The 23584-nt window shown below is 61.2% G+C and carries 23 protein-coding genes; 16 read left to right on the top strand and 7 right to left on the bottom strand.

The window, feature by feature from the left end; genetic code table 11:
- Positions 1-93 precede the first annotated feature (93 nt).
- Positions 94-2511, bottom strand: coding sequence for a CDC48 family AAA ATPase (locus tag MEMAR_RS10650; RefSeq protein ID WP_011844989.1), 2418 nt, complete (start codon positions 2509-2511; stop codon positions 94-96).
- Positions 2512-2557: 46 nt separating this feature from the next.
- Between MEMAR_RS10650 and larC the strand changes: the two genes are divergently transcribed.
- Both larC and radB read left to right on the top strand, forming a co-directional pair.
- Complete coding sequence (gene larC / locus MEMAR_RS10655) at positions 2558-3751, top strand: nickel pincer cofactor biosynthesis protein LarC (RefSeq protein ID WP_011844990.1); 1194 nt, start codon at positions 2558-2560, stop codon at positions 3749-3751.
- Positions 3748-4422 (top strand): DNA repair and recombination protein RadB, encoded by a 675-nt coding sequence (gene radB, locus MEMAR_RS10660; RefSeq protein ID WP_011844991.1) that lies wholly within the window; start codon positions 3748-3750, stop codon positions 4420-4422. Before larC ends, radB begins: the two co-directional genes overlap by 4 nt.
- Here the strand turns inward: radB and dapF are convergent.
- On the bottom strand, positions 4409-5227 hold the full coding sequence (dapF, locus tag MEMAR_RS10665) for a diaminopimelate epimerase (protein WP_011844992.1): 819 nt from the start codon (positions 5225-5227) through the stop codon (positions 4409-4411). The genes radB and dapF overlap by 14 nt on opposite strands.
- A 160-nt stretch (positions 5228-5387) precedes the next feature.
- Here dapF and MEMAR_RS10670 point away from each other — a divergent pair, with 160 nt between their 5' ends.
- The 9 genes from MEMAR_RS10670 (at position 5388) to MEMAR_RS10710 (ending at position 13558) form a co-directional block, all read left to right on the top strand.
- Positions 5388-5942 (top strand): peptidase, encoded by a 555-nt coding sequence (locus MEMAR_RS10670; protein ID WP_245526599.1) that lies wholly within the window; start codon positions 5388-5390, stop codon positions 5940-5942.
- 19 nt (positions 5943-5961) lie between these two features.
- On the top strand, positions 5962-6750 hold the full coding sequence (locus MEMAR_RS10675) for a winged helix-turn-helix transcriptional regulator (RefSeq protein WP_048063843.1): 789 nt from the start codon (positions 5962-5964) through the stop codon (positions 6748-6750).
- Between the two features lie 420 nt (positions 6751-7170).
- The gene (locus MEMAR_RS10680; RefSeq protein WP_011844995.1) at positions 7171-7632 is read left to right on the top strand and encodes a hypothetical protein; all 462 of its coding nucleotides are present in this window, start codon (positions 7171-7173) and stop codon (positions 7630-7632) included.
- A 129-nt stretch (positions 7633-7761) separates the two neighbouring features.
- Positions 7762-9183: a M20/M25/M40 family metallo-hydrolase gene (locus MEMAR_RS10685; RefSeq protein ID WP_245526600.1), complete on the top strand. Its 1422-nt coding sequence runs from the start codon at positions 7762-7764 to the stop codon at positions 9181-9183.
- A 39-nt stretch (positions 9184-9222) separates the two neighbouring features.
- On the top strand, positions 9223-10224 hold the full coding sequence (locus MEMAR_RS10690; protein WP_011844997.1) for an ABC transporter permease subunit: 1002 nt from the start codon (positions 9223-9225) through the stop codon (positions 10222-10224).
- 344 nt (positions 10225-10568) lie between these two features.
- Positions 10569-11399 carry a hypothetical protein gene (locus tag MEMAR_RS10695; protein WP_011844998.1) on the top strand — a complete coding sequence of 277 codons (831 nt, stop codon included), beginning with the start codon at positions 10569-10571 and terminating at the stop codon, positions 11397-11399.
- Between the two features lie 231 nt (positions 11400-11630).
- Positions 11631-12506: a hypothetical protein gene (locus MEMAR_RS13190; RefSeq protein WP_187147923.1), complete on the top strand. Its 876-nt coding sequence runs from the start codon at positions 11631-11633 to the stop codon at positions 12504-12506.
- Between the two features lie 133 nt (positions 12507-12639).
- A complete protein-coding gene (locus MEMAR_RS10705) occupies positions 12640-12918 on the top strand; it encodes a DNA-directed RNA polymerase subunit L (protein ID WP_011845000.1) in 279 nt (92 codons plus the stop codon).
- 7 nt (positions 12919-12925) lie between these two features.
- Positions 12926-13558, top strand: coding sequence for a class I SAM-dependent methyltransferase (locus MEMAR_RS10710; RefSeq protein WP_011845001.1), 633 nt, complete (start codon positions 12926-12928; stop codon positions 13556-13558).
- Here MEMAR_RS10710 and MEMAR_RS10715 read toward each other — a convergent pair.
- The 3 genes from MEMAR_RS10715 to ilvC all read right to left on the bottom strand — a co-directional run bounded on the left by MEMAR_RS10715 (position 13539) and on the right by ilvC (position 15945).
- Complete coding sequence (locus MEMAR_RS10715) at positions 13539-14156, bottom strand: translation initiation factor IF-2 subunit beta (protein WP_011845002.1); 618 nt, start codon at positions 14154-14156, stop codon at positions 13539-13541. The two genes, MEMAR_RS10710 and MEMAR_RS10715, sit on opposite strands and share 20 nt — an antisense overlap.
- Before the next feature lie 121 nt (positions 14157-14277).
- Positions 14278-14772: a flavodoxin family protein gene (locus tag MEMAR_RS10720; protein WP_011845003.1), complete on the bottom strand. Its 495-nt coding sequence runs from the start codon at positions 14770-14772 to the stop codon at positions 14278-14280.
- A 183-nt stretch (positions 14773-14955) separates the two neighbouring features.
- On the bottom strand, positions 14956-15945 hold the full coding sequence (gene ilvC / locus MEMAR_RS10725) for a ketol-acid reductoisomerase (RefSeq protein ID WP_011845004.1): 990 nt from the start codon (positions 15943-15945) through the stop codon (positions 14956-14958).
- A gap of 129 nt (positions 15946-16074) precedes the next feature.
- Here ilvC and mptA point away from each other — a divergent pair, with 129 nt between their 5' ends.
- The 5 genes from mptA to frhB all read left to right on the top strand — a co-directional run bounded on the left by mptA (position 16075) and on the right by frhB (position 20942).
- The gene (gene mptA, locus MEMAR_RS10730) at positions 16075-17016 is read left to right on the top strand and encodes a GTP cyclohydrolase MptA (protein ID WP_011845005.1); all 942 of its coding nucleotides are present in this window, start codon (positions 16075-16077) and stop codon (positions 17014-17016) included.
- A gap of 224 nt (positions 17017-17240) precedes the next feature.
- Entirely contained in the window at positions 17241-18608 is a 1368-nt protein-coding gene (gene frhA, locus MEMAR_RS10735) for a coenzyme F420 hydrogenase subunit alpha (RefSeq protein ID WP_011845006.1), read from the top strand.
- Between the two features lie 10 nt (positions 18609-18618).
- Positions 18619-19179 carry a coenzyme F420-reducing hydrogenase, FrhD protein gene (frhD, locus tag MEMAR_RS10740; RefSeq protein WP_011845007.1) on the top strand — a complete coding sequence of 187 codons (561 nt, stop codon included), beginning with the start codon at positions 18619-18621 and terminating at the stop codon, positions 19177-19179.
- 103 nt (positions 19180-19282) lie between these two features.
- Positions 19283-20044 carry a coenzyme F420 hydrogenase subunit gamma gene (gene frhG / locus MEMAR_RS10745; protein WP_048063844.1) on the top strand — a complete coding sequence of 254 codons (762 nt, stop codon included), beginning with the start codon at positions 19283-19285 and terminating at the stop codon, positions 20042-20044.
- A gap of 10 nt (positions 20045-20054) precedes the next feature.
- Positions 20055-20942 (top strand): coenzyme F420 hydrogenase subunit beta, encoded by an 888-nt coding sequence (frhB, locus tag MEMAR_RS10750; protein WP_048064012.1) that lies wholly within the window; start codon positions 20055-20057, stop codon positions 20940-20942.
- Between the two features lie 874 nt (positions 20943-21816).
- On the opposite strand, the gene speD is transcribed toward frhB, so the two are convergent.
- Positions 21817-22263, bottom strand: coding sequence for an S-adenosylmethionine decarboxylase (gene speD / locus MEMAR_RS10755; RefSeq protein WP_011845010.1), 447 nt, complete (start codon positions 22261-22263; stop codon positions 21817-21819).
- A gap of 705 nt (positions 22264-22968) precedes the next feature.
- Positions 22969-23562: a DNA polymerase ligase N-terminal domain-containing protein gene (locus MEMAR_RS10760; protein WP_011845011.1), complete on the bottom strand. Its 594-nt coding sequence runs from the start codon at positions 23560-23562 to the stop codon at positions 22969-22971.
- Positions 23563-23584: the final 22 nt, after the last annotated feature.

Raw genomic sequence — 23584 nt, forward strand, 5'->3', positions numbered from 1 at the left:
TGGCCGGCGGTGAGGGCGGGGGAGGAAAGGCCCTCCGTTCACAATACTCCATATAAAAAAGAGTTCTCCGGGGGATAACCCCCCGAGAGCCGCTCACTGGTATTCCGGCGGCTGGATATCCTTCGGCAGCCCGCCCTTGAAGTGCTGCTGCACCTTCCCGTAGTACTGCCGCAGCCGCTCGTTCATCGTCGCGTGCACCTTCTCCCGTGCCTGCTCGAAGTGCGACGGCTTCACGACGGCGGCACCCTCCCGCATGGCGAGCATGGCCGCCTCCCGGGCGAGCGCCTCGAGGTCCGAGCCGACGAACCCGTCGGCGCCGGTCGCCACCTTCTTGACGAGTTGATCCCTCGCCGGGTCGTCGACGGTCACCTTCTGCTGTGCGAGGAGGTCGACGAGTTTCTTCCGCCGGACGTGGCCTGCGAGCCCTTCGTCGTCGCTCGCCTCAATCGCAGCGCGGTGCTCCCTCACTTCTTCGACGGTCACGTGGTGGTTGGCTCCCACGGCGAGAACCAGGTCCTCGAGACCGTTCTCCGAGAGCCCTTCCGTCATCGCCACGAGGTCTTCCATCGTCGAGCCCTCGAGCGGCATGTAGCGGGTGTGGATGGAAAGGATCTTCTCCCGGTCGTCCCGCCCGGGCTCGCCGATGTAGACGAGCCGGTCGAACCGTCCGGGCCGGAGCAGCGCCGGGTCGACCATGTCCGGCCGGTTGGTCGCGCCCATCACCACCACGCCCCGGAGTTCCTCGAGGCCGTCGATCTCGGTGAGGATCTGGTTTAGCACGCTCTCGACCACGTGCGACTCGGTGCCGCCGCCCCGGGCGGGGGCGAGGGCGTCCAGCTCGTCGAAGAAGATGATGGACGGCGCCACCTGCCGGGCCTTCTTGAAGATCTCGCGGACCGCCCGCTCGCTCTCGCCGACCCACTTCGAGAGGAGCTGGGGACCCTTGACCGGCACGAAGTTCGCCCCGCTCTCGCTCGCGACCGCCTTTGCGATGAGGGTCTTACCCGTGCCCGGCGGGCCGTAGAGGAGGACACCCTTCGGCGGCTCGATACCGAGGTTCTCGAACCGCTCGCGCTCGGTGAGCGGATATTCCACCGCCTCGCGGATATCCTGTTTCGCCTCTTCGAGTCCTCCCACGTCTCCCCAGGTGGTGTGGGGCACCTCGAGGAGAACCTCCCGCATGGCGCTCGGGCCCACGTCGCGGAGGGCGTCGCGGAAGTCCCTGGCCTGCACCTCCATCCTCTCGAGGATCTCGGGAGGGATCTCCTCAGCTTCGAGGTCGATCTCGGGCAGGTAGCGCCGCAACGCCTTGATCGCCGCCTCACGGGCCAGGGCGGCGAGATCCGCCCCGACGAACCCATGGGTCTGCTGGGCGACGTCGGCAATCGCCACGTCGTCGGCAAGCGGCATGCCACGGGTGTGGATGTGGAGCACCTGGGTCCGGTCGTCCTCCGCCGGAACGCCGATCTCAATCTCCCGGTCGAACCGGCCGGGACGGCGCAGCGCAGGGTCGATGGCGTCGAGCCGGTTCGTGGCCCCGATCACCACGACCTGCCCCCGTTCCTCGAGCCCGTCCATCATCGTGAGGAGCTGGGCGACCACGCGCCGCTCGACCTCCCCGGTCACCTCTTCCCGCCGGGGAGCGATCGAGTCGAGCTCGTCGATGAAGATGATCGCGGGAGCGTGCTGCCGTGCATCCTCAAAGACCTCACGGAGCCGCTGCTCGCTCTCGCCGTAGTACTTCGAGATGACCTCAGGCCCCGCGATCGAGATGAAGTGAGCGCCGCTCTCGCTCGCGACGGCCTTTGCGATGAGGGTCTTACCCGTGCCCGGCGGGCCGTAGAGGAGGACGCCCTTCGGCGGCTCGATCCCGAGCTTTCTAAAGATCTCCGGGTGCCGCATGGGGAGTTCGATCGTCTCGCGGACACGCTGCAGCTCGCCCTTGAGACCGCCGATATCCTCGTAGCTGATCCTTTTGACGCCCTCGAATCCGGCCGCAGGCTTCTCGGAGAACTCGATCTTCGTGTTCTTGGTGATGATCACGGCGTTCTCCGGCTCGACCACCACCGCCTTGAACGCGACGAGCTGGGGCTGCATGAACGGGAGCCCGGCCTGAATGGGAACGGAGTCATTCTTCACGACAGGAAAGTCGATCAGTTTGTTGACGACGCTGCCGTAGTTGATGGGGAGCTGTTTGGGGAGGTCTTCGGGCGGCGCGAGCACGACCAGTTTCGCCTCGGCCTCCTCATCGAGCGTTCGTATCTTGACCCTGTCGCCTATGCTCGCACCGGTATTGAGCCGGGTAAAATTATCGATCCGGACCTTGCTCTGGTGCCAGTCGTTCACCATGGCGCGCCAGACCTTGGCTACGGTGCGACGCTTTCCTTCGATAGCGACGAGGTCTCCCGGGTTGAGCCTGAGCTGCAACATGGTATCAGGGTCAAGCCGTGCCTTGCCTGCCCCCTGATCCTCCGGATAAGCGCTATCTACCTTCAAGTATATCTCGGGCATTACCTCTAGTTCTTATATTTCGGGGATTTATAAGTACTGGAGACGCATGATTATACTTCTCTTCGATCCGTTCAACGGAGCCGCAGGCGACATGATCATCGGAACCCTTCTCGATCTGGGAGCCGATGAGGGGCTTGTCAGGGCAGCCATGCGTTCCGTCGTCGGGGAACCGACAATCGAACGGGTAGACCGCTCCGGGATCCGGGCCGTCCAGGTGAGAGCGCATGCCCCGGTGCACCACCGTAGCCTCGACGAGGTGCTCGACCGGGTGGCCGAGAGCGACGCTCCCGCCCCGGCTCAAGAGATGGCGCGGCGGGTCTTTCTCCGGATACACCGGGCCGAGGAGAGTATCCACGGAGAGGGGGCGCACTTCCACGAGGTGGGTGCGGACGATGCGATCGCCGACGTGGTGGGGGCCTGCACCGCCCTTCACTCCCTCGCCCCCGACGGGGTCGCCGTCCACCCGCTCGCCCTCGGCCGGGGGTTTGCAGTCGGCGCCCACGGCACCTTCCCCGTCCCTGCACCGGCGACCGTGGCAATCCTCGCGGAATCGGATCTCACGACAGTCTCCGGAGACGAGGAGCGGGAACTCTGCACCCCGACGGGAGCCGCGCTCCTCGCCGAGTTCTCGACCGTCCGGCCCGAAGACCTCGGCCCGACGGAGATCAGGGCGGTCGGCTACGGGGCGGGGAGCAGGAACCCACCGGGAAGGCCGAACGTCCTCCGGTCGATGCTCCTCTCTACAAAAGATGCCCCGGGAGGCGACCGGGTGGACATCCTCGAGACGAACGTCGACGACGTCACCGGCGAAGCCCTCGCCTACGCGATCGGCTGCCTGATGGAAGAAGGGGCACGGGACGCGAGCGTTACTCCCGTCGTGATGAAGAAGGGGCGGAGCGGTCACCTCGTCCGGGTGATCTGCCGCCCTGACGCGACCGACCGCCTCACGGGAGTGATGGCGCGGGAACTCGGGACGCTCGGGATACGGTGCATCCCGATGGTGCACCGGGCCGTCGCGGAACGGACCATCGAACCGGTCACGGTGACCGTGCGGGGGAAGGAGACGACGATAGACGTGAAGTGCGGCTGGTCGGGCGGGAAGATCGTCTCGTTCAAGGCCGAGTACGAACAGGCGGCGGCGTGCGCACGGGAGACCGGACTCCCGTTCCGCGAGGTCGCCGGGACGGTCGAGGCGGCAGCACGCCGGATCTTCGTCGAGCGGGGTGTGCTCGAACCATGAAGACCGACCGGGTCAGTACGGGAAGCACGGCGTTCGACGACCTGCTCGGCGGCGGGCTCGAACGCCGGGCGATCACCCAGATCTACGGCGAGCCCGCGAGCGGCAAGAGCACCCTCTGCCTGATGGCGGCGGTGGCCACCCTCCGGGCCGGGAACTCGGTGGTCTACATCGACACCGAAGGGTTCTCGGTGGAGCGCTTTACGCAGATCGCCGGGGAGAACGCCGGGACACTCGCCGACCGGCTCTACCTCTTCGAACCGCTCGACTTCGCCCAGCAGGGGACGATGATCGCCGATGCGGAAGGGCTGCTCAAGAACGGCCACGCCCCCGTGGGGCTGCTGGTGATGGACTCGGCCACCGCCCTCTACCGGACGGAACTCGATCTCGGGCGGGAGGCGATACGGAAACTCTCGCACCACATGATCAAACTCCTCGGGCTCGCAAAGAAATACGACATCCCCGTCCTGATCACGAACCAGATCTATATGGATGTGGAGCGGGACCGGGTGGCGGGGCTCGGGGGGACGGCGCTCGAGCATCTCTCGAAGGCCATCATACGGCTTGAAAAGAAGGATAGTGCCCGGCGGGCGATGCTCCGGAAGCACCGGTCCCGGCCGGAAGGGCTCTCGTTCGACTTCACGATCACCGAAGACGGGATCAGAACGGTATAACGCCGGAAAAGACCGTCTCGGCGGGACCTTCCATCGTGACGGTCTCGCCGAACCGGATCACGAGCGGGCCGCCTTTTGTCTCTACCCTTACCGTATCCCCGACTTTGCCGAGGTGATGGGCGACCGCGGCGGACGCCGTCGCGCCGGTGCCGCAGCTCTCGGTCTCGCCCTCGACGCCGCGCTCGAACGTCCGGATCCGGATCGTGTCGTTGCCGGCCTCTTCGACGAAGTTGACGTTCGCGCCCTCTACGAAGGAGGGGTGGTTCCTGATGGCCGGGCCGACGGCGGCGATATCGACTGCGCCTATTTCTTTGACGAAAACAACCGCGTGGGGAACGCCGGTGTTCGCGGCATACACGGTGAAGTTGCGGATCTCCTCCTTGTATTCGCCGTTCCCGGCGGCCGGGATGGCGCTCCGCTCGAACGCGGGCGCCGGCATCGTGATCGTCGCGGTGAACTCGTCGTCCGCGTAGCCTGCCGAGACCTGGACGATCCCCGCCCCGGTCTCGACCGAGCAGGACTCTTTCACGTAGCCGGCGTCATACGCGTACTTCGCGAGGCAGCGGATACCGTTCCCGCACATCGCGGCCTCGCTCTCGTCGGGCTGCAAAAGCCGCATCCGGACGTCGGCCTTATCGGACGCCTGGAGGAAGAGGACGCCGTCGGCGCCGATGCCGAACCTGCGGTCGCAGAATAGCGCCGCAAACGCCCCCTTCATATCCTCCGGGATGACCTCGCCGTCGTGCTCGTCGATCAGGACGAAGTCGTTGCCGTTTCCCTGCAGTTTGGTGAACGCGATCTCCATGATGTAGCCTCTCCTGTAGGTATGGCAGCGGCGGGTGATAAACCGTGGGGGTTCGTGGGGGATGCGGGGCCGGGGATCAGGCCCCCCTCATGGTGCACCGCACAGGCGCATCCACCAGGGAGAATGCATTCGAGGACCGAAGACCAGTTCCGGCGGAGAGGTGAATACCGTGATGTTCCCGGGATTCGAAGCGGACGGAGACGAGAATAGAATCGGTGTTTGTCCCATAAAACTCATAAAACACAGGTCACAACAATCCATTATGACATCGGCAAAGAGAAAATACGGGGCTTTTGTCCTGCTGCTCGCCGTTGCCTTCCTTGCCGTGCCTCCTGTATCGGCGAACGAAGGCGTCGGATACACGGTCCGCCCTTCAACATCGGATGACCCGGTGACGACGCTAGGGCTCTCCGACACCGTCGGCCAGGGCGAGACCAACAGGCACCAATTTTATGTCGGAAGCGGCGTCGAGTACCTTGAGGTATACCTTAACTGGGGTTCGACCTCCGATTCTCTGGCGTTGACCATCTACGCCCCATCGGGAAGCAGGATCGGCACGTTCCGCGACAGTAGCGACGGAATGATGGATGGCAAGATTCATATCGACATTGACCCAGATGGCAATTATGTGGACCATGGAACCTGGACGTTCGATGTATACGGCGAGAAGGTATCATCAGAGAGATCATACACCCTCAACCTCTACCAATACTAGGCCCGGTGGACATCTCCGGTTGCTTATCCTCTCGATCCTTTTTCTGGTGCTGCTGGTAGCGGTTGCCGATGCCACCGAATACACGGTCCGGCCCTCAAGAAACGTCGGGCAAGAGCCCGGCATGTCCATATCGGGCGAGAAGGTGCAGGAGGTAGACCCGATACCGCTCTGGCTCTTTCTGCTGCTGTCTGTATTTCCCCAGTTGACGGCAGCCCCGATCGAGACCCTCATTCCGTTGAAGGCCGCCGGATACCTCGGGTACAAACGGATTTGCAAAGAAAACGCCCTTGAGAGTCCGCAGAGACGCAAGATCTTGAGATTTGTCAAGAGGAACCCGGGATTGCACTTCAGGGAGATATTGAGGCGTGTGCCTCTGACGCGAGGGACGCTTGATTACCATATGAAAACGATGGAATCCGTGGGTCTCTTAAAGACGATACTGGAAAGAGGGAGGACTCATTACTTCGTTGCAGGTGCCCCATACTCGGCCGAGGAGGAGAACCTCATCATCGCACTGAGGAATGAGAGTCTGCGGAGAATTATAACAGAGATCTATCTCAATCAAGGCGCATGCAACGAAGAAATTGCAGAAGACGTCGAGTTATCAGGAGTTACAGTTTATGAACACATACGATACTTGGAAGATCTGGGTGTTGTGATCGCAGAGAGGGATGGGCGATGTGTGCGGTATACTCTCGCCGAGAACTATTCTCGTATACTGATGGATATGCGGACCCGCCTTAAACCGGCCCGGAGCGCGGCAGATCCCGCTGGATGGATCAGCCCCGGGGGTGTTCCCTCCCGGTAGGTGAGTTTCAGAGACCCCTGAATGTTATCGGTGTTCCCTCGGTCTCCCGTGTTGGCGATCGTTCGCCGTGACGCTCACTACGGTGGGAAGGTGCGCGCACTCCGCCTGCACACCAGTCTTTGGGGAAAGCACTGGAGTATCAGGCTCTGATACCTGCACTCCCGCTCTTTTCCCTGGACTTGAGGCCTATGAACGCCCGGATGAATCGGTGTTTGTCCGAGAAACGGTATAAAGAAGAACAGCGAAGTCTCCATCGGTGATACCGCACGCGGTATCCCGCGGGAGCCGGGTGTCTCGATTGGCGTCGTGCCCCGGCCCCCACCGCGTGCCCGGAGGCTAATGGTGCTGTTGGCTATCATCAGAGATAGCCGTTGCGGTTCCACGGCCTCCCGGGTACGCATGAACGGAGGTAAAAACATCATGAAACAGAAAAAAATGTTCGGACCGTGTGCCGTTGCCGTCATCGGCCTGCTTCTCGTCTGTATGACGGTGGCGTCGGTCAGCGCTGAGAACGGGCTGCATGCCGTGGCCATTAATGGGGGCTCGCTCCTGATCAATGAGGACGGAGGCATCGACTGCACTGCTTCAGCTGATACGTACGCCGGCTCCTATATACCCGGGGTAACCTACCAGATCGACGTGGATTGTGAATACAGGGATTATAATGAGGTAGTTGGACAAACGGCCCAATTCCGCTTGGAAGGGCCGGATGGTTCCGTAGCCACGAAGTCCATTTTCGACGTTCCGCTCATCAACAACAACTGGAAGGGCAAGCTGTCGGTACCTTTTACGCCCGCCAGTCCCGGTTCGTACCACTGGGAGATCACGTGCAGTGAAGGTTCCGAGAGCGCCTCGGCTCGCGGGGACCTCATCCTGGTGTAAGGATAACCCACAATGGCGGCAGATTCCTCCTCTTCCCAACTTTTTGGCCCCCTCATTGCCGGGATCCCGATCATCGCCGCTTTGCTCCTCCTCGGCACGACGATACCTACCCCGGCCTGTGCCGAGGATATGAATTCATTAACCGAGATCATCGGGGTGCTCACCGACTACCAGCGGGTCCCCGGCTTCGACGACGGACCGGCTGCCGACTACATCGCCGGGAGACTGGAGGAGGACGGATATGACGTACAGCAGGAGGTCTTTGCCGTCGAGACGGATGCGGGACCGGCCACGACCCAGAACGTCATCGGTATCAAGAAGGGCTCCGGGCCGGGGATCGTCGTCGTCTGCGCCCACTACGATGTCTACGGTCCCGACTGCCCCGGAGCGGACGACAACGCCGCCGGGGTCGCCGTGATGCTTGAGGTCGCACGGGCGCTCCGGACGGAATCCCTGGACCGATCGGTCTACTTCATCGCCTTCTCCGGCGAGGAGGTCGGGCTGCAGGGGAGCGCCGACTGGCTGGACCGCCACGCGGACCTTGCCGGGGATATCATCGCGGCCGTCAACCTCGACTGCGTTGCACGCGGCGACGAACTCCATGTCGATACACTCCCCCAGTACAGCTGGATACTGGACACCGTCCCCGAATCCCCGGCGATCAACCATCTGATTGGATCGAGTCTCGGGGGCGACCACTGGCGCTTCTGGGAGCACCATATCCCCGCCGCCCTGATAACCGACAACAGCGGCTACACCCTGCGGCATACCCCGGACGATACCCCCGAGACCCTGAACCTCTCCCTGGCGGCGTCCTGCACCGAAGCGGTGACCGGCATGGTCCGGACCCTTGCCGCCGCAGACGACACGACGCCCCCGGCGGTGGAAGGGTCGGTCGAGGAGGACGGGACGATCCGGTACGCCGTCTCCGAACCCGCGGTGACGCACCTCATCGTCGACGGGACCGACTTTGGCGCCCTCACATCAGGGCAGGTCACCCTCCCGCCGGGCCAGCATAGCGTCCGGGTCATTGCCTACGATGCGGCCGGGAACCGGGGCGTCCTGGACCTGGAGGCCGACGTGCCTGGTACCGGCCGCGACACCCCCGGGTCCGACCATCAGCCGGGGGGTATCAGCATCCCCTGGAAGCGGACGGAAGAAGACCGCGAGAAGTATGGAATGCAGCATTATGGCACCCCGTTTGTCTCCCTCTCCTACGACGGCCCGCGAGAGGAAGACCCAGAGACCCGAGTCGACGGCTACGTCGACGGTATCTGGATCACCGGGCTTGAGGGGGGGCATACCATTATCCATGCCTCGGGGCTCCACCGCTACGAGGTGGCGGCGGTCGCTGGCGGGGATGTCGTAGGGTATGACGAGACGACGTATCTCGTCAGACGATTGTATGACGACCCTATGCGTTACTACATCCAGAACAGCGCTGTGCGGGAGGCACAAGCCCCTGAGGACCCGCTCCCCCTGGTCCCGGTCGCGTGCACGGTCGCCGCCTCGCTCCTCGCTGTCGGGTACCTCATCTCGCGGAGGCGGTAGGCAGAATGAACGATCATATGACACACAAGAGGTAATGATATGGCAGCAGAACGAGTCTTCACCGTGGCCGGGAAGGAGTTCACCGACCACCTCACCAGCCGGAAATTCCTGGTGATCCTTGCGTTGCTCCTGATGTTTGCCCTGCTCGGCATGCACCAGGGGATCGACCAGTACAACAAGAACCTCGAGTCGTATAACCAGCAGTTACAGGAAGCAGGAGATTCCGCAGGACCCGGCATGATGCCTGAGCGGCCGTCGATCCTCTCCGTCTTCGGGTATCTGGTCAGCTCCCTGGTGCCGTTCGGAGGAATGCTCGCGATCGCGACCGGGTTTGACCTGATATCAAAGGAGAAGGAGTCCCGGTCGCTCAAAACCCTCCTCGCACACCCGGTCTACCGGGACGAGGTCATCAACGGCAAGGCGCTCGGCGGGGTTGCGGCTCTCGGGGTTGCCCTCGTCACCGCGTTCGCTCTCACTCTTGCCGTGCTCCTCGTCTGCTCGATCGTGCCGACGGCGGGCGAGGTTGCCGCTATCGGGGTCATTGGGTTCGCCTCGCTCCTCTACCTGCTGGCGTTCTTCGCCCTCGCTCTCGCCCTCTCGGTCGTCACAAAGGAGAGCGGGCATGCGGTGATCTACGGCCTGGCACTCTTCTTCGCTATCGCCTTCCTGCTGCCGGTCTTCGGGACGGCTCTTGGGGATGTGGTCGCGGGCGACCCGCCGCAGAGACCAGAGATGCCGGTGACCGTGGACGGGCGTCCGGTTGATGAAGCGGTATGGATGGCATACGAGGAGGAGTGCAGGCAGCATACCGGGGAGATGGAAGAATACCGGGGCAGACGACAGGTGGTCACTGATACGGTCAACCTCTTCTCCCCAATAGTGAGTTATCATGCGGTGGTCTGGCCGGTCGCCGATCCTTCGGGTATGCCACTGGAAGATGCCGAAGACCAGATCTGGCGGGGTGTTGCGGCGTTGATCGTCTTCCCGTCGGTCTTCTTCGCCGCCGCGTACGGGAAGTTCATGCGGATGGATATCCGGTGAGAGCGGGGAGCGGCCCACCCTGCACGCACTCTGCCTGCACCTGGACCCCGGGGAAAGCACTGGAGTATCAGGCTCTGATACCTGCACTCCCGCTCTTTTCCCTGGACTTGAGGCCTATGAACGCCCGGATGAATCGGTGTTTGTCCGAGAAACGGTATAAAGAAGAACAGCGAAGTCTCCATCGGTGATACCGCACGCGGTATCCCGCGGGAGCCGGGTGTCTCGATTGGCGTCGTGCCCCGGCCCCCACCGCGTGCCCGGAGGCTAATGGTGCTGTTGGCTATCATCAGAGATAGCCGTTGCGGTTCCACGGCCTCCCGGAGCACGCATCGAGGTGTGGAACCATGAAACCAAAATTCCTTTCCGGAATCGGCGCAATGTTTGCGGCGCTGATGATCGTCGGCGCGATCTTCGTGCTGGCGGTGGGTGCCGAGGCAGTTCTCTCTACGAGTACTGCTCAGGAAACGCTGCGAATTGCCCCCAATAGTTCAGGCATGTCTGAAGATGAATTTATGGCCTACGCCGGGAGAATGGAGCAGAAATACGGTTCGGAGGCCGTGAGCGCATTAAGACTGCACATCCCTGACGAAACCCGCGGTCCATCTCAGGGGGCGGGTGCGACGCCGAATATCCGGTATGTGTCGGCATGGAGCGGCAGTCTGGAGATCAGGAACAATGACGGCGTGGTCCTGGCAGATTCCGACAATGCACTGGTTCTCTATGCGTTAGACCTGACCGACGAGCAGGGCAGAGATCATTACTACTGGTGGCAGTGGGGCGCTGCGAAAAACCGCGAGGATACCTGGATAGGCGACGACTCAAACCTTCGGAACTTTTGGAGCCGGGTAGAGTTCGAAAATTCCACATCAAACTTGCTATGGTACGCCCCCGATGGGGATATGCGTGGTGTTGAAAATACAGTTACATTACGGTTCGGACTCGAGTTTTCGGGTCCGGATTGCCACAACATCAGCAAGGACTTCATCCTGCACCAGGGCAAGATCAGGCCGAAACCGGGTGAATGCCGGGTGGGAAACGCCGGGAAGTATGCGGTTGACTGGGTTGGAAGTTATGAAGGAACACAGTCTATCTATGGTATCTGCGAAGAGAGGCGGCAGGACAGCGCGGGTTCGGCAGTTCTATGGACATATTGCCTGACGGCGAGTCAGTTTTAGGCTGTAGTAGCGAGTACCGGAAGCAAATTGGGGGACGTAATGCACGTTCCCGCAGCGGGAGGAGTGAAGAGACGATGGAAAAGGAAAGGAGCAGGCTTAAAAAGACAGTGCCGGCCCCTATGCTCTCTCTTGCTATTCTGGGGTGTGTCCTTCTTATGGCCGGGTGTACGAGCGAGGGGGTACTTGGCGATGTGACTTCGGTACCGACCCCCCACGTTCCAGCCAGACATCTTGGATAAGCCGATCATCAACGCTCCTGCTGGCAAGGAGGGGGCTCCTCCTTTCCTCTTTGAGTTCGATACGGGGAACTCCTCGGGCTTTGAGGAAGTGAGGGTCGATCGCCCGGGAGCGCCGACACTCATTCTGGGATCGAATGCATCGGCGACCCTCCTGATCATCGTCTCCTCGGAGGCCGACACCAGTATTGATGTCAGGGTCGTTCGGACCGACGGGTTGCCCGATGATGTATGCGTCTCCTATGTCCCGGACTCCTTCACCCTTCGGATGGGGGAGAAGGTACGCCTCAAGATGCACCTTACCGCCCTGGACAATCGAACCATGCCGGCAGAGGCGATCGTTGTCTGGATGGAGGGTGTGGGATGGGAGGTTGGGAGAGGTTTCTTCCTCGGACTGGATCATGGCGAGGCGTTGCCGGGAATGCCGGGGGACTGGACGCCTCGTCCGGCAGACAACCCCGGGGAGGATACCCCCTACATCGAGATTCACCGCGCAGGAGGCCTGAGCGTCTTCCTCCACCCGGAAGACCCCGGGTATCCCGCCATCGAAGCAGAATGCGGCGAGCAGATCCGGTGCATCTCTGCTCAGTACAAGACGGGGTTCTCGCCGGAGGAACTGGAGGCCATGAAACAGAACGGCACCTACGTCGCGATGAACTTCCCGATCCCCACGACGTTTGAGACAGGTTATCTCGTTGACGGGTCGCCGAAGGTGGTCACGGTAAACGAGGTGATAATTTTTCTGGATCTCGAAGATTATCCAGAGGCCATGATCATCACGCGGGCAGATGATGAACCCGGGGTCTGGGACACATCGCGCGACCGCAGGGAACTCCGCGACCTGGTCGCGCCGGACGTGCACGGGTCATAAGGACCGGGAGGGATCATCACGCGGCATGGCTCCCCGGCCACAGCGCTCCTGAAGCACTGACGCAGCGGAGGATGATCCGGACCCACCCATACCTATATACTCCTCACAAAACCAAACATAGTTGCGTATGGCCATGAAACTCAAACTCCTGGAGCTGACCGACGATAAAGCCCGGATCCTCTTTGAAGGCGAAGGCAACACCTACATCGACGCGCTCGCCACTGAACTCATCCGCGATCCGCAGGTGGACGTTGCGCAGCGCAAGCAGGCATTCCGGTTCACGGACCCCGAACTCGTCGTCACCACGGTCGGCGGCCGGCCACCTCTTCTTGCAATCACCGACGCGGCAAAGCGGCTCTCCGGCTACGCCGGCGAAATCCTCAGCCAGATGGAAGCGCTCGAAACCGCGTAGGCGTCCCATGAAGAAGAGCGCCGAAGGCTTCGCCCGGATTGCCCGGGAAGTCTTTGCTCCCATCTACCCCGTCATCGCGGAGCAGGCGCTCGCGTGGTCGGGGATACGGGACGGGATCGCGCTCGACCTCGGGAGTGGCCCCGGCCACCTCTCCGTAGCGCTGGCGGAGAAGAGCAACCTCTCCATCATCGCGCTCGATGCCGACCCGGCGACGTCCCGGATTGCCCGAACGACCGCCGCCGGGTGTGGCGACCGGGTGATCCCGGTCACCGGCGACGTCCACTGCATGCCGATTCGGGACAATACCGTCTCGCTCGTCGTCAGCCGCGGCTCGATCTACTTCTGGGAAGACCGGGCGCGGGCATTTTTAGAGATCGAGCGCATACTCCGGCCCGGCGGCGTCGCGTACGTCGGCGGCAGTTTCGGGACGCCTGAACTCCGGGAAGCGATCTTTACAGAGATGCGGCGGCGAAACCCGAACTGGGACAGCGACATCGCCCGGCGAAGCGGGCAGGCGACCCCGGAGACCCTCCGCCGGGAACTTGCCGAAAGCGGTGTCGCCCACGCCCGTATCAGGGACGAAGAAGAGGGGATGTGGGTGGAGATCAAAAAAGACGCGATCAGTCCACGCGCTCGGTGAAGATGATCGTCCCGGCGATCCGGGTGATCTTTATCTTCACGGTCTGGCCCGGTTTTGCATTCGCAACGTACATCGTGTAGCGATCGATCTTCACCACGCCGTCACCGCGCTTCGAGAGGAACTGCGGGGTGACGTCCATGATGGCGCCCTCGGTCGGTTTCGACGCTGCAGAGGGATCGACTATCGCTTTTCGCTTCCGCACCGGCCGGTGACCGCCGCAGGCGTCGCACTTGAGCGTCAGAACCCGCTCGGTCTTGACCAGACGGGTGTCGGGCTTCCCGCACTCCGAGCAGATGACGTAGTCGTCGACGTAGCCCTTGATGATCGTGTTGATCTGCTCCTGCTCGAACTTCCCGGAGAAGACAGCACGTGTCCCCTCCACCTTGCCGGCAGTACCGAGCTCGCCGAGGAGATGCTTCATCAGGTGATCCTGCTCGCGCCGGAGGGTACTCGCGATCTCGGCGAAGTTCTCCAGAACCGTGGTCTTCCCCTCGATAAAGGCGCGGGCGGTCGGAACCGTGAACCGGTCCTCGAACTCCGTCGGTTCCGTGATATTGGTATACGCCTTCTTCAGAAGGTCTTCGTATGACGGGCTCATACCTCACTATTGATCGCGCGACGTCAAAAAGTGGTTACCTTGCACCGGGACTCGCACACGTATGCAGGTGGGCGGCCCACCAGGTCTTCAATATGCTGCCGGCAGAAGACCGTGCGGTGCGTTACTGAGCAGCCATCTCTCTTCGCGACTGCCGGACGAGATCGACCAGGGGCTTCACCGCCTCCGGTCTCTTCGCGGTGCGTGCAGTGAGCGGAACCGCGCCCCGGACGTCGGCACCCCTCTTCGCGAGCATCGCCGTCAGCGTTTCGAGCGTCTTTCTCGGTGACCCGCCCGACGTGCAGAAGACGATCGTGGGTTTCCCCTCGATGCCCCGGAGAGTATTGACCGCAGCGTTGATCGCGGGAGTAGGGTTTCCTGCCCATACAGGGGTTCCGACGACGACCGTCTCGTAGCCGGAGACGTCGATAGCCGCGGGTTCGATATCGGCAGAATCTCCCCTCATGGCCCGGCGAGCGCCCTTCAGGTACATCCCCACCTTCGAGTAGTTCGCAAGGTCCCTGACCCCGATGAGATCGCCGCCGGACGCAGCGGCGACCTGTTCGGCGACCGCCCGGGTGTTGCCGGTCTCCGAGTGATAGATGATGCAGACGGACATACCGGAGGGTGACGCGGCCGGGTATAAACGGGTATCGGGTGGGGCCGCGTGGAGCAATGCTCACGGCCCTCACACGAACTCCGGCGCAGGTACCGGCAACTTCCCTTCGCGCCTTCGCGTGAGGTTACCGGTTCAAGGACGGCGATGTAGTTTCACGCGAAGGACGGAAAAAAGAGGAGGGCCTTACTTCCGGAACTGCGGCATGAACCCGCGGATCTCGGCGCCCACCTGCTCGATCAGGTGCTCCTCATCCGCCCTCGTCAGCGCGTTAAAGACCGGGCGGTTCACCATGTTCTCAAGCATCCACTCCTTCGCGAACTTGCCGTTCTGGATCTCCTCGAGGATCTCCTGCATCGCCATGTAGGTCTCGGGCCCGATGACGCGGGGACCGCGGGTCAGGTCGCCGTACTGGGCGGTGTTGCTGATCGAGTCGCGCATCTTCGTGAACCCGCCCTCGTAGATCAGGTCGACGATGAGCTTCGTCTCGTGCAGGACCTCGAGGTAGGCCATCTCGGGCGCATACCCGGCATCCACCAGGGTCTCGAACCCGGCCTTGATGAGCGAGGTAATCCCGCCGCAGAGAACCGCCTGCTCGCCGAAGAGGTCGGTCTCGGTCTCCTCGGCAAACGTCGTCTCGAACACCACCGCACGGGTCGCGCCGATCCCGCGGGCATAAGCGAGCGCGATGGCACGTGCCTGCCCCGTGGCGTCCTGGTGGACGGCGATGAGGGCCGGCACTCCCTTACCTTCCTCATAGGTCCGGCGGACCATGTGGCCGGGCCCCTTCGGGGCGACCATGACCACGTCGACAGTGGGCGGGGGGACAATCTGGCCGTAGTGAATGTTGAATCCGTGAGAGAACATCAGACAGGCGTTCTCCCTGATATTGGGGCTGATCTCGGCGCGGTAGACGGCCGCCTGGTTCTCGTCGGGGAGGAGGATCTGGATAACATCGGCGCGCTTGACTGCTTCGGCCACGGAGTAGACCTCAAAACCGTCTTCGGATGCCTTCTGCCAGCTGCCTCCCGGCCGCAGGCCGATGACGACCCGGCACCCGGAATCACGCAGGTTCAGCGCCTGTCCGCGTCCCTGGGATCCATAGCCGATGACGGCGATGGTCTTGTCCTCCAGGGTGCGAGGGTCCGCATCGGACTCATAGTATTTTTGCACCATAGGTTCTCACTCCCGGTTAGACAGCAAACCTGATAAATATTATATCGAAGAACCCCGGTGGTGCACTGAGGGTCATTTTAAGGTTGATGAAGAGAAACCTTACTCTCAATACGCTATTGAGGATTTGTAATGGAACTGCCAGATGTCCAGTCCAGCCTGCCGGAGGTCCGGATCAACCTGACCAGGGTGGGTGTCAAAAACGTCCAAAAACTCGTTGAAGTCGCCCGCCCCGGTAAACGGCCGGTCATCTTCATCTCCAACTTCGACGTCTTCGTCGATCTCCCCGGAAGCCTCAAAGGGGCGAACCTCTCCCGGAACTTCGAGGTTATCGACGACGTGCTGCAGCAGGCCATCGACGGGGATGTAAACGAGATCGAGGAACTCTGCAGCGCAGTGGCGAGGAAACTCCTCGACCGGCACGAATACGCGGAACGAACCGAGGTTCGGATGCGAAGCAAGTTCATGGTCCGGCGGGAGACGCCGGTCAGCGAGACGAGTTGCCATGAGGTCGTGAACGTCCACGCGAAAGCAATAGCCCAGAGGAACGAAGGGGACCCGATCATCCGAAAGAGCATCGGCGCCGAAGTGACCGGAATGACCGCCTGCCCCTGCGCCCAGAACATCATGAAGGATCATGCCCTGCATGTCCTCGAGAACCTCGGCGTGGCGGAGGACAAGATCGAGGCGTTCTTCAACGAGGTGCCGATGGCCACGCACAACCAGCGTGGGCGGGGTTTCCTCTGCATCGAGATCGACGACGATCAGCACATCAGCCTCGAGAAGATCATCAAGATCCTGAAGGACTCCATGAGCGCACGTATCTACGAGCTCCTCAAGCGGGGCGACGAGAGTTACGTGGTGATGGAAGCTCACAAGAATCCGCGGTTCGTCGAAGACTGCGTACGCGAGATGGCTCGCAAGGTGATCGCGCAGTTCCACGATCTGCCCGGAGACTCCGTAGTCACTATCAAGCAGACGAACGAGGAGAGCATCCACCAGCATAATGCATACGCTGAGCGAAAGGCAACGATAGCCGAACTCGTCTCGGAGATGGACAAAGGCACACTGTAAATCCGGCATAATTCCACATTTTTATACGCGGCCCGGACATTCTGACATTAAGTACTACTCTTTTACAACATCGTAATATTAGAGTGTGTCCCGAAGCGAAAGATATAAACTCTGTTTTCTTCATAATCCTTGTTGACGTACTCGCGTACGTTTTCAGTACAGAATTGTGTGGTAACACCAGTATAGTGTTCAGAACACCATAATATCGGAATGAGGCGATATATTTGTCGAAAGTTGTAGAGATTTCCCCAACTACGAGACATGAAGGCCATTCAAAGCTCGTTCTAAAGGTCAACGATGAAGGCATCGTCGAGCGTGGAGACTGGCTTAGCATCACCCCGGTGAGGGGTGTCGAGAAACTCGCCATCGGCAAGACGATGGAGCAGGTTCCAAAGATCGCATCGCGCGTCTGCGGCATCTGTCCCATCGCGCACACCCTGGCGGGTATTGAGGCGATGGAAGCATCCATCGGGTGCGAGATCCCCGAGGACGCGAAACTGCTGCGGTACATCCTGCAGTGTGCCAACAGGATGCACAGCCACGCCATCCACAACATCCTGTCCCTCCCGGACATGTACATCCCCGGAACCGACGTAAAGATCAACCCGTTCACCAAGGAAGAACCGGTCAGGAGCGTTGCTCTTCGGATCCAGCGGCTCCGTGAGATCGGCCAGACCATCGGCGAGATCGTCGGCGGAGAGGCCATCCACCCGAGCAACCCCCGTGTCGGCGGTATGTACAAGAACATCACCCCGCGGGCGAAGGCGAAACTCTACGATCTCGCCAAGGAATCTCGTGTCCTTGCCCAGGAACAGATGGAGTTCATGATCGCGGTCTTCCGGAACTACCAGAACCGCGACTGGTCTGAAGTCGGCGGCGTCGAAGTCCCGATCACGAAGGACCTCGGCTACCACAACCAGGGCTACATGGCTACCGCGCCGGTCTACGGCAGCTCGAGCCTCGACGAGACCCCGATGTGGTTCCCCGATCGGTTCACCGAAGTCCGCCCCTGGGACTGGTACATGGGCGAAGTCGAGATCGACGAAGCCGACCCGAACTACCCGATCGGCGGCACGACCCCCGTAGGGAACAAGGCCTGGCCCCAGATGGAGGCCTGCACCGGCGTCCCGCTCTACGACGGCCAGCCCGTCGAGGTAGGACCGCGTGCACGTCTCGTCCAGTTCAAGAACTACGACGAGAAGGGCGCCATGGGCCTGCAGATCGCTCGCCAGATGGAATTCCCCGAGACTGCCTACGGCATCATCGACGCGCTCGACGCGCTCGACACCTCCGGATCGGTCCTCGCGGACGAGATCCCGCAGGGTGACGGATCCTTCGGATGGGCCGCAAACGAGGCTCCCCGTGGAACCGACGTCCACATGGCCAAGGTCAAGGACGGCCGGGTGGAGTACTTCGGGATGCTCGTCCCGACGACCTGGAACTTCCCCACCTGCAGCCGTGCACTGACCGGTGCACCCTGGCGGCTTGCGGAAGTCATCATGCGTGCATACGACCCCTGTGTCTCCTGTGCGACGCACATGCTGGTGATCGACGAAGACAAGAGACTGGTGGCCCAGAAACTCATTCAGTGAGCGTACACGCATGCTATTCCGTGAGATCGTGATCGCAGGATGCGGCAACCCCCTCTTTGCAGATGACGGGTTCGGTCCTGCAGTCGTCGAGGAACTCCAGAAACTACAACTGCCCGACAACGTCAAGGTAATCGATGCCGGCCTTGGCGCCCCTCACTTCCTCTTTACCCTGATGGAAGATGCAGAGGTGCCGGTCAAGAAGCTGATCATCATCGATACCGCCGACTTCGGCGCCAACCCCGGTGATGTGACGAAACTCCGGCCCGAAGACCTGCCGCCGGGCACCTACCGGGATGCCCATTCGTGGGATCTCTCAGAGCCGCTACAACGATTGAAAGACGTCATCGATATCACGATCATCGGGTGTCAGCCCAAGCGTGTCGCGAGCCATGAGTTTGAACTGGGGCTCACTGAGGAGGTTGAGGGTGCCATTCCCAAAACAGTGCGCATCGTGCTGGAAGAAATTGGGGTAGAATATGGGGCTACTATCAACCATCAAGGAACGCATCTTTGGGCGTCGCCGGGAGAAACCACCGGAGATGCCGGGGAGAACCCCGGAGAGAAGGTCTGAGGGGCGGCCGGCGGCAACCCAGCCGCAGGCGAAGCCCGCGGTGAAGCCCTCTGATGTGATTGTAAAAGAAAAGGTGGAAGTTGTACAAAAGGAGGAAAAGCCTGTGGCAGAAAAGATTACGATAGGTGAATTACACCTGAGCGGATGTACGGGATGCCTCGTTACCCTTGCGGATAACTACGAGGGTCTCTTCAAGCTGCTCGATGATTACGCGGACCTGGTCTACGCGTTGACCCTGGTCGACGTGCGCCATGTCCCCGAGATGGACGTGTGCCTGGTCGAGGGTTCGTGCTGTCTGAACGACAAGATCTCGGTAGAGGAACTGAAAGAAGCAAGGGCGAAGTCGAAGGTGCTCGTCGCCTACGGCGGCTGCGCGGCCTACGGCAACATCACCCGGTTCTGCCGTGGTGGTCAGTGGAACCAGCCGGCCCAGGAGGCATTCGTGCCGATCAGCGAGGTCGTCGATGTCGATCTCTACATCCCGTCCTGTCCCCCGTGCCCGCAGCAGGTCAGAAACGTCGCCGTCATGGCCTACCTGCTGCTTCGCGGCAACGACGAACAGAAGAACCTCGCGACCGCCTACCTGACCCCGCTGATGCAGCTTGCACAGCGCGGCAACGAGGCATGCGGCTGCGACCTGATGTATGACGTCATCAACCAGGGTCTCTGCATGGGATGCGGAACCTGCGCCGGCACCTGCCCGGTCCGTGCCATCACCATGGAGTACGGCAAGCCGAACGTGAACCGCGACCTCTGTATCAAGTGCGGCGCCTGCTACGCGCAGTGCCCCAGGAGCTGGTTCAACTTCGACGTCATGAACAACTATGAGGGCATCATGGATGCCATCAAGGGAGCCATGGAGTGAGGTGAGAAAGATGGACGTACTCGGTAACTACAAGTCCGTAATCTCGGCGCGCTCGACCGACAAGGACATCACAAAGAAGTCCCAGGACGGCGGCATCATCACGACGCTCTTCGCGTATGCGCTCGAAGAGGGTATCATCGACGGTGCCATCGTCGCAGGGCCGAGCGACGAGCCCTGGAAGCCGGAGCCCATGGTCGTGACCACGAAGGCCGAACTTCTGGCTGCTGCCGGAACGCGCTACACCATCAGCCCGAACCTCAACCTGATCAAGGAGGCGACCCGGAGCTACGGTCTCGACCGCGTCGGTATCGTCGGCACGCCCTGCCAGATGCAGGCCGTCCGGAAGGCTCAGCTCTATCCGATCGGCATGCGCGATGTCGACGACAAGATCGCCCTCGCGCTCGGCATCTTCTGCATGGAGAACCTCTCCTACCAGGCGCTCGAGGCAATCGTCGAGGACCACTGCAACCAGAAGATGGAGTCCGTCAAGAAGATGGACATCGGCAAGGGCAAGTTCACGGTCTACACCGAACGCGGTGCAGTCAGCCAGATGCCCCTGAAGCTGATCCACAAGTACGTGCAGCCCGGCTGCAACGTCTGCCTGGACTACGTCGCGAACCTCGCCGACATCTCGAGCGGCTCTGTTGGGAGCCCCGACGGCTGGAGCACGGTCTTCGTGCGGAGCATGAAGGGTAACGCGGTCTGGGACGGCGCGATCGCCGCCGGCTGCTTCGAGACGAAGCCGATGGACCAGGTCAAGCCCGGCCTCGACCTCGTGACGAAGCTCGCCACGGAGAAGATCACGAAGAACCAGAAGAACGTGGATGCACGCAAGACTGTGGGCCTCAAGGCGGACGGAACCCCCAAGGGTCTCCGGAACCCCTACGAGTCCCCCTGAAACACTTTTTTTCCGGTCGTTTCGGCCTCCCCTCAATCGGAGATCTCCGATGACTGAGTTTTACCGGGTTTATGTGAAATCAGTCGTCGTTCATACCGAACGCACATAATTTGAACCATGCACCAGTCTTTCTGATCAGTGAGGGGTCAGGATTTGTGCTGTATCTTCGAGACGACAAATAGCCGTCCAACCTCGGCCAAGTTGCCCAGGTCGTCACTGATTGGGCATATCACCATGCAGTGGACCGTGGTGGCCTGCGCACCTTCGCACCTTCGGTGCTCAAACTCCGTTCCTGAAGGAACGTCGTTCTTCGGTGCTCGAATTCCCGCCGTGCCGCCGGTCGTTTATCGCCATTGGGGGAACGACTGTCCACAGGACAGGAGTTCGAGAAACCCGAAGGGTTTCGCTGTGGGGCTGACGGGGAGGGGGCGTGCCCCCTCCCCTGTCTCTCCCTCATAAGACTATCTGCAACCCCCACCCCGCCCGGCCTCCTCCCCCGCACCTTCGGTGCCTCAACTCCGCTCCTCGAAGTCTGATGGCTTCTCAAACTCCCGTCTCGCACCTTCGGTGCTCACGCTCCAGTTCTAGCGAACTGTCGCGTCCTGCGGACGGTCGTTCCTAGCGGAGCGTCGTTCCCCGCCCCAGGGGGGGGGCAGTGCGTGGCGATATCCCACGAAATCCGTGCAACAGGGTCTTACAAAATAGACTCGTCTGGACAGCCCGGTAGGTCCAGACGTCCGGGCCGTCATCGTTGAAAAAATCGAGAGGGGATCTTCCCCCCACGGCGGGTTCCTGTTTAATCGGCGAGAGATGGCAGGTGCTCTCTGCCGTCATACGTTACGCTGAAGTGTTCTTCCGGGTAGTATGTTCGTATTCAGTCCCTGAACAGTACCTGATACGTTACCGATTCTGCTCCAAAAAAGTCCCTGCAAAACTCCGCTGCTCTCGCGGGCTCGTATTCCTTGCAGCTGAAGATATCGAGGTAGGCTGCGTTGGTCTCGTTCGCGAAGTGACCGGAGACGAGCGATGTCTCGATGAGCTGGGTCATGGAGAATCCTGCGACCCTCTCGCAGGGGCCGAAGTGGATGATCTGCGGTTCGCCGAACCTCTTCATCTCGATGAGGTCGCACAGTTCGACGATGAACCGGTGGATCTTCTCTGCGTCCCTGATCGATGCCGGGTCGCACCCCTTCAGGTCCACGCTCGTGTACAGTCCCCAGCACCCGCGCTGCTTGAACTGTGCAACGATCTCTGCGTCGCTTACGGTCTCTGCCATAACGTTGCTTGCAGCAACGTTGTTTGTCATTACTTTACTTGCCATGATCTCACCTTCGAGACAAACTCTGATCGATTGATCTCAGTAGATTTTGATAGTTCTGATTTTAAACTTATCCATGCTGCTAATGAAAAATAGCCCTTATTTCCCGGTTAGGCGTGAGCAATTCCGCGGTATCCACAATTTTAAGGCACATTCTCGACCGATTTTTAAATCGGTGACTTTACTCGGCCTATTCATCGTTTAGTAGTCAAAAACCAATACAACATTCATACCAAGTATGAATAACCCCTGAGGGGAAATTTTTTCCGCGGACTTTGCTCCGGGGGTTTTCAGGCAGAAGGGGCCTTAAAAGACAGATCTTTTTTCGGCACGGCTTCCCGATATCATTTCGGATGTGAAAAACCAATAAGTTGGAGATAGGAAATATCCACCCTCGCACAGGCCTGTATCCCGACCGAAAGGCAGTCGGGCGACGACTACGGAACCCCTCTCCCGGCACCTGAAATCAGGGCATCTTTGCCGGACAACGCGCACCCCCGACCCGCAGTCACGCACCCCGCCGGGGTCTCTGGACACGACCTGCCGCAGGCAGATTCCTTCACCGGACCTCCGGGGGGCGCCGGTGCATGCGCCGGACGTGCGCATGTAGATCTTCAACCGTGGGATACCGCCTGCCGCAGACCGGGCAGATGAACTCGCCCATCTCAGCGGGGATATCGGGGGGCCTCCTCCGCGGCGGCTCGCCCGTCACTCCTTCCTCCCCGCTCCGATCTCCTCGATCGTTCGCCCGGAGACGACCGATCGGGGCTCCGTCGCGACCGGGTTTCTGCCGGGGTCGGCCTCGGCATCGTCCATCTTCACGAGGAGCCAGGCCTCCCCTTTCCCGGTCCTGAAACGGGTGAGAGCGTACCCACCCCGGATCTTCTCCCCATCGAGCAGGAAAGAGACGTGGCCCCTCCTCACGGCCTCAGCGACCTCGATCCTCTCCCCCTTCCTCCCCGTGAGGTTCTGGTAGGTCCCACGGTCCCAGACGAGAACCGTTCCCGCACCGTAACTCCCCTCCGGAATGACGCCCTCGAAGTCGGCGTACTCGAGCGGATGATCCTCCGTCGGCACGGCGAGGCGCTTCTCCTTCGGGCTCATTGACGGCCCTTTCGGAACCGCCCAGGACTTCAGCACCCCGTCGACCTCCAGGCGGAAATCGTAGTGGAGCGTGGTCGCTGCGTGTTTCTGGATGACGAAGATGGGACGGGAGGAAACCTCCCGTTCCCCCGGCGGCTCCGGCGTCCGGGAGAAATCCCTCTTCTCGTGGTACTCATCAAGCATGTCAGGGCCGGCCATACCAGAACACCGGCGCTGCCGG

Source organism: Methanoculleus marisnigri JR1 (genome assembly GCF_000015825.1).
GTDB lineage: Archaea > Halobacteriota > Methanomicrobia > Methanomicrobiales > Methanoculleaceae > Methanoculleus > Methanoculleus marisnigri.